Origin of the sequence: Exiguobacterium sp. KRL4, from assembly GCF_001870785.1 — a bacterium.
Classification (GTDB): Bacteria; Bacillota; Bacilli; order Exiguobacteriales; family Exiguobacteriaceae; genus Exiguobacterium_A.
On record NZ_MOLV01000019.1, the window covers coordinates 68,344 to 86,364 of the forward strand.

Consider the following 18,021-nt stretch of genomic DNA (forward strand, 5'->3'; position numbering starts at 1 on the left):
GTGTGGTCTTGTTGTTTCTTAACCGTTCCCTAATTCAGTTTTAATTTGGCTTGTCGAAATGCCTTCCGTCCGACTGAGATACACGACTTCACAATACTCTTTCAGGAAGTCAAATTCACCCTTCCAGTCGTCCCCCATGACAAACGTATCGATTTGATGTTCTTGTACATCACTGATTTTTTGATCCCAGTTGTTTTCAGCAATGACTTCGTCCACATACCGAATCGATTCCAAAATCAATTTACGGTTTTCAAAGCTATGGTACGATTCCTTATGTTTTAAGCGGTTAAACTCATCTGTAGAAATCGCCACCACTAAATAATCGCCCATCTCTTTTGCCCGTTTAAGGATATTGATATGTCCCCAGTGTAATAAATCAAATGTTCCATACGTGATGACTTTTTTCATGATGATTCTCCTTTATGCTGATTGCTGACGAGTTGCAGGATTCGGTTGCATGCTTGCCGAGAAGCCGTTCCGTCATCCCATTGACAAAACTTTTTATCGAATGTCGCAAAACGGACGCCGTATCGGCTGTTCCATTCGGACAACCGATTCATTTCTTCAAACAATCGTTCTTCTTGTAATACAAGTGGTCCCGGCGCTTCTTGCTCGAAATCGAAATAAAATCCGCGCAATCGATCCCGGTAATGTTCTAAATCATACGTGTAAAAAATCATCGGTCGTTTCAGATGCGCATAGTCAAACATGACGGAAGAATAATCGGTGATCATCGCATCCGCCGCGATGTACAAATCGGAAATATCCGGATAATCCGATGCATTATGGACAGACGGATAAGCTGACGTATCCACCTGATCCGCCACTAAATAATGCATCCGAATCAACAGCGCGTACTCCGCTCCAAACCGTTTTTCGAACTGTTCGAGCGAAAACGGGAGTGTAAAGGAATAGGACCCTTGTGCCGCGTATTCATTATCCCGCCAAGTCGGCGCATACAGAATAATTTTTTTAGTCCGGTCGATTTGGTAACGGGAATAAACACGTTCAAGGATTTCCGGATGCCGGTCCGTCTGGTAGAACAGATCATTCCGCGGATAACCGATTTCGAGTAACTCTCCTGTAAAATCAAACGCCCGTCTGAAGATTTCACTTGAATACGCATTCGGTGAAATCAACAGGTCCCACTTTGCTGCCTCGCACGCAAAGTCACGTTTGTATCGTTCTGTCGTCGTATTCGCCATCTGAACATCATCCATATCGAGCGCCAATCTCTTCAACGGTGTTCCGTGCCACGTCTGTAAATAGATTGTCCCGCTTCGTTTATATAACCAAGATGGCAACCGACTGTTTGAAACCCAGACCCGTGATGTCGCGAGCAGATAAATCCAACGAATCGTCATCCGATCCACCGTTTGAACTGTGGCATCATCAAACGTACTCCGGCGGTCTTTACTGAACAGCAATTCGAATTCCGGATGTTCCTGTTGGAAGGCTTCATAAATCGCACGTGGATTATCACTGTACTGCTTCCCCAAAAAACTTTCGAAGACTATTCGATGTTGGCGAACGGGCAGACAGGCAAACAACCGCATCACGAGATGTAATATCGCTTCAATTAGTTTGACTTTTTTAACCCACTGACGTAGTTGACGTTTCAAAACGCATACTCCTTATTTCAACAAAATTTACTTATTCTAGAACTTCGTATTTAACAAACCTCAATCATCATAACAAAAAGCGCATCCATTTGGAATCAGTATTTGAACGCATGTAGCGGAAAGGCAAATCGAACTTCGTCGTATTATGGACAAGTCCTTTTCGATGGCTGAACGTCTCAAAACTATATTTGCCATGATAGCCGCCAATCCCGCTTGATCCGACTCCACCAAACGGTAAATTGTGCTGAGCGACATGCATCAACGTATCGTTCACACAACCCCCTCCGAAGGATACCCGGCTCAAGACCCGTTCCTTGACGAATTCGTTTTCTGTGAACAGATAAAGTGCTAGTGGTTTGTCGCGGTCCGTGACAAACGTGATGACGTCTTCGATTTCTTCATATACCAGAACCGGTAAAATCGGACCAAAGATTTCTTCCTGCATCAATTTTGAATCGACTGAAACGTTTGTCATGACGGTTGGCGCCATCTTTCTTGATTCCGGATCGACTTGTCCACCAAATTGAATGTCACCTTGCGCAAGGTAACTCGTCAATCGTTCCAAGTGACCGTCGGAGACGATTTTGACATACGAGCCAACACCAACCCCATTCCCATACTGAGAAAATGCTTCCTCTTCAATTAATCGTAAAAATGTTTCCCGGACGTCTTGATGGACAAATACATAATCTGGCGCGATACACGTTTGCCCGGCGTTTAACCATTTTCCCCAGGCAATCCGTTTTGCAGCCAGTCGCAAGTCTGCATCTTTATGAACGATCGTCGGAGACTTCCCACCCAGTTCAAGCGTGACCGGCGTTAAATGTTTGGCTGCTGCCTGATGAACGATTTTCCCGACACGCGTCGAGCCGGTAAAGAAGATATAGTCAAACTTCTCTTCTAAAACGGCCGCACTCACATCGGCATCACCTTCGATGACTAAACCAAAACGTTGATGGAACGCCGTCTCAAATACTTCGCGTAAGACACGTGAGACATTCGGCGTCAATTCAGATGGTTTCAGGACAACCGTATTCCCGGCTGCAATCGCTCCAATGACTGGGGCAAGTGCCAATTGGAATGGATAGTTCCAAGGTGCGATGACAAGAACGTTTCCGTACGGTTCGAAACGGATTTCACTTTTCGATCCAAAATGGAGCAACGGTGTTCCAACACGGCGTGGTTTGGCGAGTCGCCGCAATTGTTTTTCCATTCGATTCAGTTCGCCATAAACAAATCCAATCTCCGTCGTAAACGCATCTTGCCGTCCTTTATTCAAGTCTACTTTCAACGCTTCATAGATCGCTTCCTCATGCGTTTCAATCGCTTGTTTCAAAAACGTCAACATACTTAATCTGAAGGCGATGCTCCGTGTGGCACCCGTCTTGAAAAATGTTCGTTGTGCGCCGATATGACTTGATAGATCTGATCCAATTACCGTCAATCCCATCGATTGTTCCCCCTTGTCATGTCTTCCAATTCTTCCTTATCATTCTACCATAGCTGTTGAAGCAAACAAAAAAAGCGGAGAGTCTTTTCTCCGCTTTTCCTTTACAGCTGAATCGCTGTCTCTAGTGCTACTTTCATCATATCGTTAAACGTCGTTTGACGTTCTTCCGCTGTCGTTTCTTCGCCGGTCAACAAATGATCGGAAATCGTTAAGATCGTCAAGGCGTTGACTTTATGTTTTGCAGCAAGTGTGTAAAGACCAGCTGCTTCCATCTCGATTGCGAGGCAACCGAAGTCCGCCCATTTTTTAAAATGATGGAAATCATCTTGATAAAATTGATCCGTCGTGAAGATTTGACCGACTTTCGCATCAATCCCGTGTTCTTTCGCTGTGTTGTATGCTTTATGCAACAGATCAAACGATGCCGTAGGTGCATAGTCGAGTCCGTTAAAACGGACACGGTTCTGTGCCATATCGTGTGAAGCACTCATCGCGATGACGACGTCACGGACTTTCACGTCTGGTGTGATTCCACCGGCAGTCCCGACACGAATCAGGTTTTTCGCGCCATACGATTGAATCAATTCATTGGCATAAATCGACATCGATGGCACACCCATGCCCGTCCCTTGAACCGATACTTTTTTCCCTTTGTACGTTCCTGTAAAGCCGTACATCCCACGGACTTCATTATAGAGAACAACATCCTCTAAAAATGTCTCGGCGATGTATTTCGCCCGGAGTGGATCTCCTGGAAGTAAAACCGTTTCTGCAATCTGACCTTCTGTTGCGTTAATGTGTACGCTCATGTACGATTCCTCCTTGAAATGTCGACTAAACAGACAACAACTCTCTGAACTCATTCGGGGTCATCCCAAACTGCTTTTTAAACACTTTCCGAAAATATTTGTCATCGTGATATCCGACTTCAAGCGCAATTTCATAAATCCGGGCGTCTGTCTCCCCGAGCAATTCTTTGGCACGATTCAAACGAATCGTTTGAATGTAATCGGATAAATTAACGGAAAAACGTTGTTTAAACCGTCTTGAAATGTATTCTCGGCTTAAGTAAAAGCGTTCACTCATGAGTTGAAGCGTTAGTTCTTCCGCATAATGTGTCGCAATGTATTTTGCAATCTGATCAATCGCCTCCCCCTGTTCTTGAACAGGACATAGCAATTCCATCGCCCGGGCAAGTGCATCATTTAAAATGTCCGGATCGATTGGTTTTAGTAAGTAATCAAAAGATTGATGTAAAATCGCACGACGCATATACGTATAATCATCATACCCTGTCAGTACGATCGTGACGACCTTTGGATGATGATTTTTTGTCCATTCCAGTAAACTTAAACCGTCTAGTCCAGGCATTTCGACATCCGTTAGCATCAAATCGATTTTTTCCTGATCCAATAATTGTTTTGCCGTAACTCCATTGTCTGCTTCAAAAATACTGGTGACTTTCCATTCATCCCATTCTCCGAGTAATTTAACGGCATCTCGTACATGTTGTTCATCGTCTACAATCAATACATTCATCATAGTTCCTCCTGTTCAACGGGAATACGAATGACGATTCTAAAACCACCTTCTGCCGGAGATTGCAGCACCATGCTTGCTTGGTCCCCATAAAAGATGAGTAAGCGTTCGTAGATATTGTGTAGCCCGATTCCAGACGTTTGCCGATCTTCCGGTCTCCGGTGCATCCGCATCGTTTGATCAATCGTATCAAGCACAGGCGGATCCATGATCACACCGCTGTTTTCAACTTGAATGATCAGCTGGTCACCATCACTTCTGACTTTATAGGCCAAATAATTTTCCGTCGCATCCATTTGCTGATTGAACGCATGTTTGAAGTAATTTTCCGCAAAGGGTTGCAAAATCATTTTCGGGACTTCAATCGAATTCATGTGCCACGGCACATCGACGATATAACGAAAACGATTTGGAAAACGTTGTTGTTGGAGACGCATATAGGATTGCAGATGATCAACTTCTTGTTTTAAGGTGACAATCGTCTGCTCGTTGTTCATCGAATAACGCATCATCTGCGACAAGCCAGTGATGGAACGATAGGCGACTTTACGGTCTCCTTGCAACGTCGTTGTTCCGATCGACTGTAAGGCGTTGAATAAAAAGTGTGGATTCAACTGTGATTGTAGCGCCCGTAATTCATTCGTCCGATTTTCAAGAGCAAGCCGGTACTCACGTTTAATTAATCGATCAATCCGTTGAATCATCCTCTGAAATTGCCGGTTCAGCAATCCAATCTCATCATTCGTCGTCGCAACGAATTGAGCCGATAAATCACCTTGTTCAACACGCCATACGTTTGCCGTCAGCTGTTTGATCGGTTTCGTGATTTCAAGGGCTACGAGACTTGCTGCCATGATCATTAAAATCAAGGAGACGGCACCAATCAAGATTAAAATCAAGGCCGTTTCATTGGCCCCTTTGACGACTGAAGCATAGGGAATCGCCTTTACTAATGTGATCGGGACACCTTGTGTGTTTGTTTTAGCGTAGACGATGAAGGAATCACCGACCCGCATACTGCCGTTCGTCCCCGTAAATCGATCGTTCGTGACAGGGAGTGCTTGTCCCGTTTTCGCGATCAGTTGATTCCCATTCATCAGCCAAAGTGATTCACCCGGGAAATTCTCAAACAACTTTAACTGTTGTTCGAACACACTTGTCGGGATGTCAACTGACAGAAAACCAAGTGGTTCGTCCGTTTCCACCCGGTTGATCCGGTAGCGAAAACTGACGATTTCTTCCTCATCAAGAATCATCGTATGCGTATTATAAGCAGCTATCCGGTGAGCGGGATCAATCAACCATCCATTTTTTTGTTTCATCAACCGAAAATAATCCGTTTCTTGTAACCAATCAAATTTTCCTCTGCTCGAAGTTTTCATATTGTAGACAGAGTACTCGGAGTTGCCTTTTAAGATGACGAAATGAAGCTGCTCGATGTCTTGCCTCGATAAAAAAAGACCTAATAACGCTCGTGAAATCACACCTTCTGATTCGCTCAGTTCAGCATCTGCCCCAACGTTCATGATGTTGATCAACGAACGATTGGCATAAAGGCTCGTCGGTAACCGTCGCACATCTTCCATATAATGACTGATTTGGTTGCTTCCTCTTTTTAAAGCATTCAGGCTCGAACGTTCGGCCTGTTCTACATTTTGGTGACGGACATACAGGTAAGAAGCTGACGTAGCAAGCGTTGTAGGAATCAGAATCGCCAAGACGACAAGTCGAATCAAACGTGTCCGGATGCTCTTCACTGCCGTCTCCCTCCATCCTTTTTCTTCTAGTAAGTAGTATATCATAGCTGTATCCGCTTACATGCATGCCTTTTATTTCTTTCGCTCTCCTTCTTGCTTCATCAGAATTCTCTTCATCAAAAAAGAATACTTGATTCCGAATGAATATTGCTATAACATCGTTAATGTTCGTTTTTAACAAACTTTTGATAGTAAGGTGGTTTCTGACCCATGTTCAAACTTTCTGCACACCATACAACGGCCAAACGTGAAATCCAAGCGGGTTTCATTACCTTCATTACGATGGCTTACATTCTTTTTGTTAACCCCACCATCTTGTCGGAAGCGGGAATCCCTCAAGATCAAGCCTTCTCGGCAACAATCATCGCGACACTTATCGGAACGTTACTGATGGGCTTTTACGCCAATCTTCCGATTGCTGTTGCACCAGGTATGGGGTTAAATGCTTATTTTACGTATACCCTCGTCATCGGTGAAAAAATTCCTTATCAAACGGCTTTATCTGTCGTTTTTGTAGCGGGACTGATTTTTCTCCTTTTGTCCTTGTCGCCTTTACGGACGAAACTCATCGAGGTCATTCCGGCGACACTTAAATTAGCAATCACAGGCGGGATTGGTCTATTCATCGCCTCACTCGGTTTAAAAATGTCTGGCATTCTGATTGCTGATCCGGCATCACTGATCACCATTGGATCATTGACGTCACCGGAAGCACTCATCACGTTGATTGGTCTGCTCGTTGCCGCCATCTTAACGATCAAGCGTGTACCCGGCGGTCTCCTCTACGCGATGTTACTATCCGGAATACTCGCTTTCTTTACGGGAGAGCTGACATTTTCTAAAACGTTGGTAGCTTTACCCACCTTACCGGAAGGCATCCTTGTCGCGAATCCGTTATCCGCTATCCAAGATGTCATCCAGTATGGCTTGTTCAGCGGAGTCCTGTCCTTTGTCCTCGTGACGATGTTTGATACGACCGGTACGATGGTAGCAGTCGGCGAACAAGCTGGTCTGATTGAAAAAGATGGTTCTTTAAAAAACAGTGAACGGGCCCTGTTATCCGATTCGACGGCGATGATTGTCGGATCGATGTTCGGAACCAGTCCAACGACGGCTTACGTCGAATCAGCTTCCGGTGTCGCAGCTGGTGGACGAACCGGTTTAACGTCTGTCACGGTCGGCATCTTATTTGCACTCGCTGCGGTCTTCGGTCCGATCGTTCAGTCGATTTCTAACGTCCCTGCCATCACCGCACCTGCTCTATTGCTGGTCGGCGCCTTGATGCTCCAAAACATCAAACAGATTGACTGGGATGATTTCAGCGAAGCATTTACGGCCTTTATGGTAATCATCATCATGCCTCTTTCTGGCAGCATCGCGACAGGAATCGCTTTTGGATTCATCATCTACCCGATCATGAAGGCCGTTCAAAAACAACGTGTTCACTTCTTGATTTATCTGTTTGCCGTTCTATTTTTCATTCAATTGTTTTTCCTTCATTAAAAAAAGCATGTTGCTTCCAATTTTTGTTGGAAGCAACACGCTTTTTTATTATTTCTTCATTTTTTCCCATGTCTTCGTAAAGTCTTGTAACATCTCTTCCGATGTTTTTTGTTTCCCTACATATGCTTGCATGATGGCACCAAATTCATTGACGGCACCGTCCGGATACTTAAACCAGTTCCATGAGATGGTTTTATCTTCTTTAGAGTACTTGATGATATCGTCAGCGAGTGGTCCAAGATCCGCTGCTTCGATTGATTTGAAAGCAGGAATAAACTTGAACTTATTGACCATATAATCTTTTCCTGTTTCAGATGTCGCCATCCACTCCAAGAATTTTTTACCTTCTTCTTTATTTTTCGAGTTTTTATTGACGACCCAGTTATTCGGAACGCCTACTGGAAGCCGATCCATTTTTTCTTTATCATCATTGATTGGCATCGGGATGAAGCCCATTTCGATATCCGGATTCACGTCCGTAATCAATTGTTGCGCCCAGTTTCCTTGTTGGATCATCGCTGTTTTCCCTTCAGCGAACTGAGAGACTTGTGTATTGTAATCAGTCGTCAACGGATTTTTGTTGCCGTACTCGATCGTTAAGTCAAACAGGTTCATGAACTCTTTGAATTGTTTGTTGTCTTCAAACTTCCCTTTTCCAGCGTTTAAGTCCGCGATGAACTGATCCGGATCATCCTGTTGCGCCATCGGGATGTTCATCAAGTGGTTTCCGAGAATCCACCATTCGCCATATCCGATTGAAAATGGTGTGACACCATCTGCTTTAAGCTTTTTAGATGCTTCTGTCAATTCAGTCAACGTTTTCGGTAATTCGGTAATCCCTGCTTTTTTGAAGATTTCTTTATTATAGATGAATCCATAACCTTCTAAGTTCATCGGCATACCGTACAGTTTTCCATCAATCGTCATCGGCTCTTTCGACAGATCCGTCAAATCACTGACCCATTTTTCATCCGACAAATCTTCTAGCTTGTCCTGCCATGTTTTTGCTTCCGTGAATCCACCGTTATTAAAAACGTCCGGCTCGTTCCCTGAAGCAAACTGTGATTTCAAGGCAGCGCCATAATCCGATCCGCCACCCACCGTTTGAACCACTACTTTTACGCCAGTTTCTTTTTCGTACGCTTTTGCCATTTTCTCCATGTCTTTTGCGATTTCAGCTTTAAATTGGAATACGTTGAGGGTCTTTCCATCCTTGGAAGAGCCACTGTCCTTTGAGTCATCACTATTGAGTGTTCCACCGCCACCACATGCTGCAAGTGCTACGACCATTGCCGTCGCGGCAACCGGTAGTGCTGCCCATTTACGTTTACGCATTCGGATACCTCCCTGATTTTCGAGTTGATAATCGTGCTACGCTTTTACATTAAATGAAAACGCTTGCAATAAAAACGGATAATTTTGTCCGGTGTGGTGGAAAATATTGAACAATCGTTATCCGACAGAAAAACTCGGGATTAGTGTATGATAAAAGTAGATACTACTTTACGAAGGAGTTTGATGCAATGTCCCTACAATTTACGATTTTACTGATTGGTTTACTGTTATTCATAGCCGTCTGGACGACGAAGTTATCCAGTCGTCTCAACATTCCGGCGCTCTTGATTTTTATCGCCCTCGGAATGATTGCCGGAAGCGATATTACCGGATTCATCCGATTCGACGATGCGGAGCTTGCACAATTGCTTGGTACGGTGGCATTAATCATCATTTTATTCGAGGGTGGACTTCAGACTGTTTGGAAAGAAGTCAAAACAGAACTCAGTCCTTCGCTCTCACTTGCTACATTCGGCGTCTTCACTGCTACTACGATCGTCGCAGTCGCTTCCCACTACATTCTTGGTTTCAGTTGGGCCAATGCCTTTTTGTTAGGTGCAATCGTTGGATCGACGGACGCCGCGGCGATTTTTTCGGTCCTTAGCGGGCAATCGGTTCGGCGGAAAATCGGTTCGACCTTAGAACTCGAATCAGGCACAAACGATCCGATGGCTGTTTTCCTGACCGTCTTTTTCCTTGAATTCGTCACGAATCCGAAAGATGCCTCGCTTGTTTCCGGTCTCTCCTCACTTGTTTGGGAAATGGTAGTGGGATTACTGCTCGGACTACTGCTCGGATGGATCGCCTCCACTTTACTTAACCGAATCGACTTAAGCTCATCTAGTTTTTATCCGATTCTCTTGATGTCGTTTGCCTTTCTTTCATTCGGCATTGCCGATACGGTCCATGCGAGTGGTTTTTTAGCCGTTTACGTCACAGCCATCTATATTAGCAACCATGAGTTGGTCTATCGCCAAACGCTTGTCCGCTTCACGATGAGCATGGCACATCTTGCTCAAATCGGGATGTTCATCGTGCTCGGATTACTCGTCTTTCCGAAACAATTACTTGATCCACGCGTGATTTTATCCTCGATTGCGTTAGCATTGATTCTGATCTTCATCGCACGCCCTGTTTCTGTCTGGCTGAGCTTGTTGCCCTTTAAATATTCGTGGCAAGAAAAAGTCTTTATTTCCTTCGCTGGGCTCAAAGGAGCTGTCCCGATCATACTCGCAACCTATCCACTTGTTGCTGGTATTGATAATGCCGGAATGATCTTTAATATCGTCTTTTTCACCGTGCTTCTGTCCACGCTCATTCAAGGAAGTGTCTTAACCTTTTTAGCAGAACGACTGCATTTAAACGAAACCGGTTCTTCGACCATCCAAACGGTCATTGAGTTCATGTCGATTGGTAAACCGAATGCCGAAATCATTGAACTGACGATTCCAACTTCTCATCCATTTGTCGGGAAAGCGATCTCGGAGATTGATCTTCCACAAGAATTTTTAATCACGGCAATTATTCGAGATGATCAAATCGTCACCCCTCGGGGAGATACGATTTTCGAAGGTCGGGATCAATTACTTCTATTAACACCAAAACATCGTATCAAAACGCTGAAACGCTTTTTATTTCCTAAAACTTCATGACAAAGAACAGGGGTAACGGATTTGAAATCCGCTACCCCCGTTCTGTTTAAAGACCAACGCTTGAGTCAGCCCTGATGATAATCATCGTTTTGCTTTTAATCGACGATACAGAATATACCCGGCAATCCCTAAAACGATGATTCCAAGAATCCACCATAACTCTTGTTCTAACCCTTTCAGCATCGATTCTGCTCGCTCAACGCCAAACCGCTCTCCTAACCAGACATAGAACAAGGAAACCGGAAACAGCCCAATACTGGATGCGATTAAGTAACGTTTAAAGGATAAGTTGAACAAACCGCATGGAATTGAGACGACGGAACGAACGACCGGGAAAAAACGACCAAATAACGCGGACCATGAACCGTATTTCGAAACGATTCGCTCACCTTGGACGATTTCACGTTCCTTAATCATCAACCACTTTCCATAACGAATCAATAAAGGCCGACCGGCATAACGCCCAAGAAAATAAAACAACGTCGCTCCCATCAAACTTCCGACAAAGCCGATCAGAACCGCTGCCGTCCATCCTAACGTTCCATTCGAAACGTAGAGACCAAGTAAAGGTAATCCGACTTCAGCCGGAATCAACTCCGTTCCGAGTCCTAAGATCATGATTCCTAAAAACAGCCAGAGATTCGATTCTCCGGCTGAGAATAACCATTCTAACATCCAACCACTCCTCTAAATCAGCCTCGTGCAGGACGAAGAAGATAATAAATGATGACGACGAGCGTCGTCCAGACACCTGTAAAGATTCCGATGATTCCGACGATAAAGAAGCCAAGTGCCATCATCGATCCAGTGCGTTTGTAATCACGCCACATCGTCCGCAACCCTTTGATGTTGAACCAAAGGAAAACTACGAAAAGTAAAGCAAATACTAATCCTGTAATGAGTACCGCTGACATATCTCCACCTCTTTCTTATTAGTTAGTATCCCCATTATAACTTACTTTCACACGTCTTCCCTCCGTCTGAGGTCTCATGAACTTGTTTTATCGACAAAAAAATCGATGTTTCCCGGCATGTATGATATGCCGGGAAACATCGATCGATTGTCTGATCTATAAATCAATCACTCAACTCGCCGTTATAAGAGGTGGACACCTTGCTGACGGTACTCCGTCCGCGTCTCTTCTGACCAAACAGATGCTTGAACTTCACCAATGTGACGCTTTTTCAGCAGGAACATCGCCATCCGAGATTGACCGATTCCTCCACCAATCGTCAGTGGTAAGGTTTCTTCCAACACACCTTGATGGAATGGGAAATCAAGTTTCGCATGTTCGCCTGTCGTTTCGATTTGTGCGAGTAACGTTGACCGGTCGACACGAATACCCATCGACGAAAGTTCGAAGGCGCCGATTTCCGGGTGATGAACCAAGATATCACCGTTGAGCGTCCAGTCATCGTAATCAGCCGCTCGTCCATCATGTTTTTCACCAGATGCCAAGGCACCACCGATTTGCATCAAGAAGACCGCCCCGTGCTCTTTCGTCACTTCCGTCTCCCGTTCCTTGCTTGAGAGGGTCGGATAGGCATCTTCGAGTTCTTGTGTCGTCATGAAATGAATTGTCTCGGGCAAGATGGCCTCGATTCCAAACTGTTCTTCGACTTCACGTTCAACTTGATGAATCGATTGATAAATCGCCCGTACCGTCGTTTGCAGATAATCGATCGTCCGCTCTTCTTTTGAAATGATTCGTTCCCAGTCCCATTGATCGACATGAATCGAATGCGTTGCATCCAACACTTCATCCCGGCGGATGGCGTGCATCAATGTGTATAACCCTTCGCCTTTAGCGAATCCGTAGGTATGAAGTGCTTGGCGTTTCCACTTCGCAAGGGATTGAACGATTTCAAGTTCTGCCTGATGGTCAATCGCATCGAAGCGAATGACACGTTCAATTCCGTTGAGATGATCGTTGACCCCTAATGTGCTTTCAACGAACAATGGGGCTTCGACGCGTGTCAGTCCGAGTTGGGATGAGAATTGCTCCTCAAAGCGTTTTTTTACGAGTGTGATAGCTTCCTGTGTCTGTTTCATCGATACGAGTGTTGTCATGGTATTCTTCCTCCTCAATTGTGTGTTTGAAAAAGAAGCCATAAAAAAGAGCCCTTCTCTCCCAAGAATATGGGACGAAAGACTCGGTTCCGCGGTACCACCCATGTTAACAGCTCAGCTGCTCACTCAAAAGACTGATGATCATGTATCATCTCAATCTTCGGCCATATGATAACGGACAGGCAACTCCGGCTACGCCTACTGACTTTTGTGTTCGGGTAGCGACTCCAGGATGTTCTTCGCAACTTGTGTCCGACTGGGCTTTCACCGTCCCCAGCTCGCTAATCCGGTCTTACAAGATGTTACTCTTCCTTTCAACGTCGTTGTTACAATTGAATTGAGAACATCGTACACCATCCGCAAAGCATTTGAAAAGCCCTTTTTTCAAAAAAAGATAAAATAATCTGACTAATCAGATTAACCAATTCAACTAAAAACGTTCCCGCAGAAGCGAGAACGCGCTTACATCTTATTTGATGGAACCACTCGTAATTCCTTGAATAATTTGTTTTTGCATGGCGAAGAAGAAGAGCAAGAGCGGAATGATACCAAGAATTAATCCAGCTAGTGCCAAGTCCCATTGCTTCGTATACTGACCAAAGAAATAGAACGTCGCGAGCGGAATCGTCCGAAGTTCAACGTCACGTAACATCAATGACGGCAGTAAAAAGTCATTCCAGATCCAAAGTGTATTCAAGATGACGATCGTCACCGTGATCGGTTTGAGTAACGGGAAGACAATTCGCCAGAAAACGCCCCACTGCGAACAGCCATCGATGATTGCAGCTTCTTCGATCTCTTCCGGAATCGACTTCATGAATCCATGATATAAGAAAATCGATAAACCGGAACCGAAGCCAAGATACATCAGGATCAAGCCCCAGTAACTATTTTGGAGACCCAAGTCGCCAGATAACTTCGATAACGGAATCATGATCGACTGGAACGGAATGATCATCGCTGCGACGAATAGGAAAAAGATGATGGTCGATAGACGGGTTTTCGTTCGGACCAACTTCCAAGCAGCCATCGAACAGAAAATGACGATGACGGCATTGGCGCCGACGGTAATGATGACCGAGTTCAAGAACACTTTCCCGAAATTCATCGCTTCCCATGCATCCGTGTAGTTGGACGTAATCCATTCTTTCGGAAGTCCAGAGGTATTCGTGAAAATATCACCCTGCGTCTTAAATGAGTTGGAAATGACGTAATAAAACGGAATCATGTAGAGCAAACCCATCAAGACCGCAGCAATTTCGACGGTACCTAGACGGACTGAATAACGCCCACGCTTTTTCGGTGCCGGCTGTTCCGGCTTCAGTTCTGGTTTCGGTAAAGGTTGTGCGGTACTCATGCTTCCACCTCCCGTTTTTTCGTCAAGTAGACTTGTGTCACGGTAATCGCCGCGACGACAACAAAGAAGATGATCGCTTTGGCGGAACCAAGCCCGAGATTATTGTTTGTAAATGATTCCTTATAAATGTTCAAGGCCAGCATTTCTGTTGATTTAAACGGTCCACCATTTGTCAGGGACAAGTTCGTATCAAACAGTTTGAACGACCATGAAATCGTTAAGAATAGGCAGATTGTAACCGACGGCATGATCAGTGGAATCGTGATGTTCCGTAACGTCGACAAGCGGTTCGCTCCATCGATTTTTGCGGCTTCAATCAGTTCCTGCGGGACATTCTGTAAGGCAGCGATGTAGATGACCATGATGTAGCCACCGCCCTGCCAGACCGAAACGATGACAATTCCCCAAAAACCAGTCTGTGCGTCACCAAGCCAAGGAAGTTCAAATAAACTCCAACCTGTCAGCTCTCCGATCGACGCAAATCCTTTAACATAAATGAACTGCCAAACGAATCCGAGAATCAATCCGCCGATCAAGTTCGGCATAAAGAAGATTGTCCGTAAAAAATTCCGCGTCCGAATATTTTGTGTGAGTAAAAACGCTAAGATGAATCCGACCAAGTTAGTCAAGATGACTGCAACGACGGTGTATCTTGTCGTTAACCAAAACGACTGCTGGAACTGTTCATCGACCGTAAAGAGTCGTACGTAGTTGTCCATGCCGATCCAGTTCAATTCTCCTGTAATCCCGTTCCAGTCCGTGAATGAGTACATGACACCATTAAAAAAAGGTACGAGAACAATCACTGCAAAAACTAAAAAAACCGGTCCGACGAACATCCAGAATTCAAGTCCACGTTTTACTTTTTTCTTATTGCCTACTGCCATCGATCATCCCTCCTCTACCTTTAACAGTACGGAATTCAAAGCAAAATGAAAACGTAACCATTTGACACATTGGGTGGAAAATATTGAACGATTGTTTGGCGTGCTCGTTTCAGATAAGCTACTATAAAGAAATATAGAGAAATTCATCTTGAGAGGAAGAGTATGCCATGGAGAAAACCATTCGTTCTGATCTAGAGATTGCCCAACAAACGACGTTACGACCTATTTCTGAAATCGCTAAGCAAGTCGGGCTGACCGATGCCGATTACGATACGTACGGAAAGTACAAAGCCAAGTTGGCAGACGGATTAGCCGAACGGTTAGCGACGAAAGCCGACGGCAAGTTGATTCTCGTCACAGCCATCAATCCGACGGCTGCCGGTGAAGGAAAATCGACTGTCACGGTCGGACTTGGTCAGGCCTTGCATCGGCTCAATCACAAAACGATGATTTGTTTACGGGAACCGTCACTCGGACCAACGATGGGACTAAAAGGTGGAGCTTGTGGTGGTGGCTACAGCCAAGTCTTACCTATGGAAGAAATCAACCTCCACTTTACAGGAGACATGCATGCTATCACCTCGGCCCATAATACGATCAGCGCCTTACTGGATAATCATCTTCATCAAGGAAACGACTTACGGATTGATCCACGTCGCATCACTTGGAAACGTGTTCTCGATCTGAATGACCGGGCATTACGTAACATCACGATCGGACTCGGTGGAGCGGCTCATGGAATTCCCCGTCAAGATGGTTTTGACATCACGGTAGCCTCGGAAATCATGGCGGTTCTCTGCCTCGCCGATTCCATCGCCGATTTAGAAGAGCGTATTAGCCGAATCGTCGTCGCGTACTCATACGAACAGCAACCGGTTACGGTGAAGGATATCCAGGCTTCTGGTGCTGCGACATTACTTTTAAAAGAGGCATTCCGTCCAAACCTTGTCCAAACCGTCGAAGGAACCCCGGCATTGATTCATGGTGGACCGTTCGCCAACATTGCCCATGGATGTAATTCGCTGATTGCGACGCGAACCGCCCTCAAATTAAGCGATTATGTCGTCACAGAAGCTGGATTCGGAGCGGATCTCGGAGCCGAAAAATTCTTTAATATCAAATCACGAATTGGCAATCTACATCCGGATGCCGTCGTTCTCGTCGCAACTGTCCGTGCGTTAAAAATGCATGGTGGTGTTGCGAAAGATCAATTGTCAGAAGAAAACTTATCTGCCTTAGTCGAGGGACTTGCTTTGCTCGAGAAACATGTTGAGACGATGGATTTGTTTGGTGTTCCTGCAGTCGTCGCACTGAACCGCTTTTCAAGCGATACGGAGATTGAACGCCAAACCGTACTCGATTGGTGCCGGGAACGTAAGATTCGGGTAGCTGAAAGTGAAGTGTTTAGTCAAGGGGGAGCTGGTGGAGAAACACTGGTCGAACAGGTTTTCGAAGCAATCGAAGAAGACAGTCAGTTCACGCCCCTTTATCCAGCAGATTTACCGCTCACACAAAAAATCGAACGGATTGCAAAACGTGTTTACGGTGCTGCCGGCGTCCATTTTGAAGAAAAAGCATTACGTGAACTTGAGCGTTGCACGGAACAAGGACTCGATCATTTACCAATCTGTATGGCGAAAACCCCCTTCTCATTGACGGACGACCCAAGTAAATATGGTCGCGTCGAAGGATTTACAATCACGGTCCGCGAAATCAGACCGGCAATCGGAGCTGGGTTCATTGTCGCTTTGACCGGGAATGTATTAACCATGCCGGGTTTACCTAAAACACCGGCTGCTAATACGATGGGAATTTCTGAAGATGGAACGATATTCGGGCTTTCTTAATCAAGAAAGGATGATAGATGTGACAATCGACCATACACACTGGATTGCATCAGACGGTTATACGACGACGATGCATCTGCTTGAAGCTACGGCGCCGAAGGGTGTTGTTATCGTTTTTCACGGAATGATGGAACACGGAGCACGTTATCAAGAATTTGCTGAATTTCTCTATGCCCATCACTACCACACCATCATTCCGGATTTGCGTTGTTTTGGTACACGTGCAGAACAATTGGATTCGCTTGGGCATTTGGAACCTAATGAAGGGTTTGATCAGTTAGTACAAGATGCTGAAGAATTAGTTTACGACATCAAGGACCGTTATTCAGACTTACCGATTTTTGTATTCGGTCATAGTTTTGGTTCATTGATTTCAAGACGACTCGGTCAAACGCTTGGTCATGAGCTAGCAGGCGTCATCGCAAGTGGTCCTCCTACGGACAGCGGACTTCTCGGAACGCTTAGCAAACAAGTCGTACAACGCTTGATCGAACAAACGTCTTCGCGACACCCAGCGGAAGGTATGAGTAAATTAATTTTCGGTCGGTACAACTTACGGTTTTTCCCAGCGCTCTCTCCGAATGCCTGGTTATCCTCGGACCCCCAATCGGTCTTACGATACGATGAAGACATGTTGTCAGGCCAGACGGTGACGCTTGGATTCTTTTATGAATTGTTGGCGGCAACGAAAGCCGTCAACTCGCTTGCCTATCTGTATCAACATCCCCGTCACTTGCCTTTGTTGCTTACTGCCGGAGAAGATGATCCAGTCGCTTTTGACGGGAAAGGAATTCATACACTGTTTGATGCCTACAATCGCGTTCGCGTTGAAGGGGTTCAACTCACTGTCTATCGTGGTTTACGTCATGAACTATTTCATGAATTTGAACGAATTCGTGTGTTTGCGGATATCGCCGGTTGGCTGAATAAACAAGTCGGCTCGCTTCATCCTTCCTCTGTCCGAAAACAAGGACATCAGTAATCAAAACAAAAAGCGGGGC

General features: G+C 45.2%; 16 protein-coding genes and 1 other annotated feature. Of the genes, 4 read left to right on the plus strand and 12 right to left on the minus strand.

Annotated features, from left to right (window positions below; translation table 11 throughout):
- Nucleotides 1-18 precede the first annotated feature (18 nt).
- From tagD to BLD48_RS11835, 6 genes are all read right to left on the minus strand, one after another.
- Nucleotides 19-408 carry a glycerol-3-phosphate cytidylyltransferase gene (gene tagD / locus BLD48_RS11810; protein ID WP_028106910.1) on the minus strand — a complete coding sequence of 130 codons (390 nt, stop codon included), beginning with the start codon at nucleotides 406-408 and terminating at the stop codon, nucleotides 19-21.
- Nucleotides 405-1,622: a CDP-glycerol glycerophosphotransferase family protein gene (locus BLD48_RS11815; RefSeq protein WP_083412319.1), complete on the minus strand. Its 1,218-nt coding sequence runs from the start codon at nucleotides 1,620-1,622 to the stop codon at nucleotides 405-407. The genes tagD and BLD48_RS11815 overlap by 4 nt, the downstream gene beginning before the upstream one ends.
- 67 nt (nucleotides 1,623-1,689) lie before the next feature.
- Nucleotides 1,690-3,072 (minus strand): aldehyde dehydrogenase, encoded by a 1,383-nt coding sequence (locus BLD48_RS11820; RefSeq protein ID WP_071500377.1) that lies wholly within the window; start codon nucleotides 3,070-3,072, stop codon nucleotides 1,690-1,692.
- A 101-nt stretch (nucleotides 3,073-3,173) separates the two neighbouring features.
- On the minus strand, nucleotides 3,174-3,881 hold the full coding sequence (gene deoD / locus BLD48_RS11825) for a purine-nucleoside phosphorylase (protein ID WP_071500378.1): 708 nt from the start codon (nucleotides 3,879-3,881) through the stop codon (nucleotides 3,174-3,176).
- Nucleotides 3,882-3,906: 25 nt separating this feature from the next.
- Nucleotides 3,907-4,611 carry a response regulator transcription factor gene (locus tag BLD48_RS11830; RefSeq protein WP_071500379.1) on the minus strand — a complete coding sequence of 235 codons (705 nt, stop codon included), beginning with the start codon at nucleotides 4,609-4,611 and terminating at the stop codon, nucleotides 3,907-3,909.
- The gene (locus BLD48_RS11835; protein ID WP_236630009.1) at nucleotides 4,611-6,368 is read right to left on the minus strand and encodes a cache domain-containing sensor histidine kinase; all 1,758 of its coding nucleotides are present in this window, start codon (nucleotides 6,366-6,368) and stop codon (nucleotides 4,611-4,613) included. Before BLD48_RS11835 ends, BLD48_RS11830 begins: the two co-directional genes overlap by 1 nt.
- 210 nt (nucleotides 6,369-6,578) lie before the next feature.
- Between BLD48_RS11835 and BLD48_RS11840 the strand changes: the two genes are divergently transcribed.
- Nucleotides 6,579-7,871 carry an NCS2 family permease gene (locus tag BLD48_RS11840; protein WP_071500381.1) on the plus strand — a complete coding sequence of 431 codons (1,293 nt, stop codon included), beginning with the start codon at nucleotides 6,579-6,581 and terminating at the stop codon, nucleotides 7,869-7,871.
- Nucleotides 7,872-7,919: 48 nt separating this feature from the next.
- Here the strand turns inward: BLD48_RS11840 and BLD48_RS11845 are convergent, their stop codons facing one another.
- Nucleotides 7,920-9,206, minus strand: a complete 1,287-nt coding sequence (locus tag BLD48_RS11845; RefSeq protein ID WP_071500382.1) for an ABC transporter substrate-binding protein — start codon at nucleotides 9,204-9,206, stop codon at nucleotides 7,920-7,922.
- Nucleotides 9,207-9,394: 188 nt separating this feature from the next.
- Between BLD48_RS11845 and BLD48_RS11850 the strand changes: the two genes are divergently transcribed.
- Nucleotides 9,395-10,858 (plus strand): potassium/proton antiporter, encoded by a 1,464-nt coding sequence (locus tag BLD48_RS11850; protein WP_071500383.1) that lies wholly within the window; start codon nucleotides 9,395-9,397, stop codon nucleotides 10,856-10,858.
- 81 nt (nucleotides 10,859-10,939) lie between these two features.
- On the opposite strand, the gene BLD48_RS11855 is transcribed toward BLD48_RS11850, so the two are convergent.
- The 5 genes from BLD48_RS11855 to BLD48_RS11875 form a co-directional block, all read right to left on the minus strand.
- Nucleotides 10,940-11,533: a DedA family protein gene (locus BLD48_RS11855; protein ID WP_071500384.1), complete on the minus strand. Its 594-nt coding sequence runs from the start codon at nucleotides 11,531-11,533 to the stop codon at nucleotides 10,940-10,942.
- Between the two features lie 17 nt (nucleotides 11,534-11,550).
- Nucleotides 11,551-11,772 (minus strand): hypothetical protein, encoded by a 222-nt coding sequence (locus BLD48_RS11860; protein ID WP_071500385.1) that lies wholly within the window; start codon nucleotides 11,770-11,772, stop codon nucleotides 11,551-11,553.
- Nucleotides 11,773-11,954: 182 nt separating this feature from the next.
- Nucleotides 11,955-12,929, minus strand: coding sequence for an aspartate--ammonia ligase (gene asnA, locus BLD48_RS11865; RefSeq protein ID WP_071500386.1), 975 nt, complete (start codon nucleotides 12,927-12,929; stop codon nucleotides 11,955-11,957).
- Nucleotides 12,930-12,996: 67 nt separating this feature from the next.
- Nucleotides 12,997-13,256, minus strand: a binding site (T-box leader).
- Nucleotides 13,257-13,398: 142 nt separating this feature from the next.
- A complete protein-coding gene (locus BLD48_RS11870; RefSeq protein ID WP_071500387.1) occupies nucleotides 13,399-14,286 on the minus strand; it encodes a carbohydrate ABC transporter permease in 888 nt (295 codons plus the stop codon).
- A complete protein-coding gene (locus BLD48_RS11875; protein WP_071500388.1) occupies nucleotides 14,283-15,173 on the minus strand; it encodes a carbohydrate ABC transporter permease in 891 nt (296 codons plus the stop codon). The genes BLD48_RS11870 and BLD48_RS11875 overlap by 4 nt, the downstream gene beginning before the upstream one ends.
- Nucleotides 15,174-15,340: 167 nt before the next feature.
- On the opposite strand from BLD48_RS11875, the gene BLD48_RS11880 reads away from it, so the two are divergent.
- Both BLD48_RS11880 and BLD48_RS11885 read left to right on the plus strand, forming a co-directional pair.
- Nucleotides 15,341-17,020, plus strand: a complete 1,680-nt coding sequence (locus BLD48_RS11880; protein ID WP_071500389.1) for a formate--tetrahydrofolate ligase — start codon at nucleotides 15,341-15,343, stop codon at nucleotides 17,018-17,020.
- 10 nt (nucleotides 17,021-17,030) lie between these two features.
- Nucleotides 17,031-18,002 (plus strand): alpha/beta fold hydrolase, encoded by a 972-nt coding sequence (locus tag BLD48_RS11885; protein WP_071500436.1) that lies wholly within the window; start codon nucleotides 17,031-17,033, stop codon nucleotides 18,000-18,002.
- The last annotated feature ends 19 nt before the right edge of the window (nucleotides 18,003-18,021 follow it).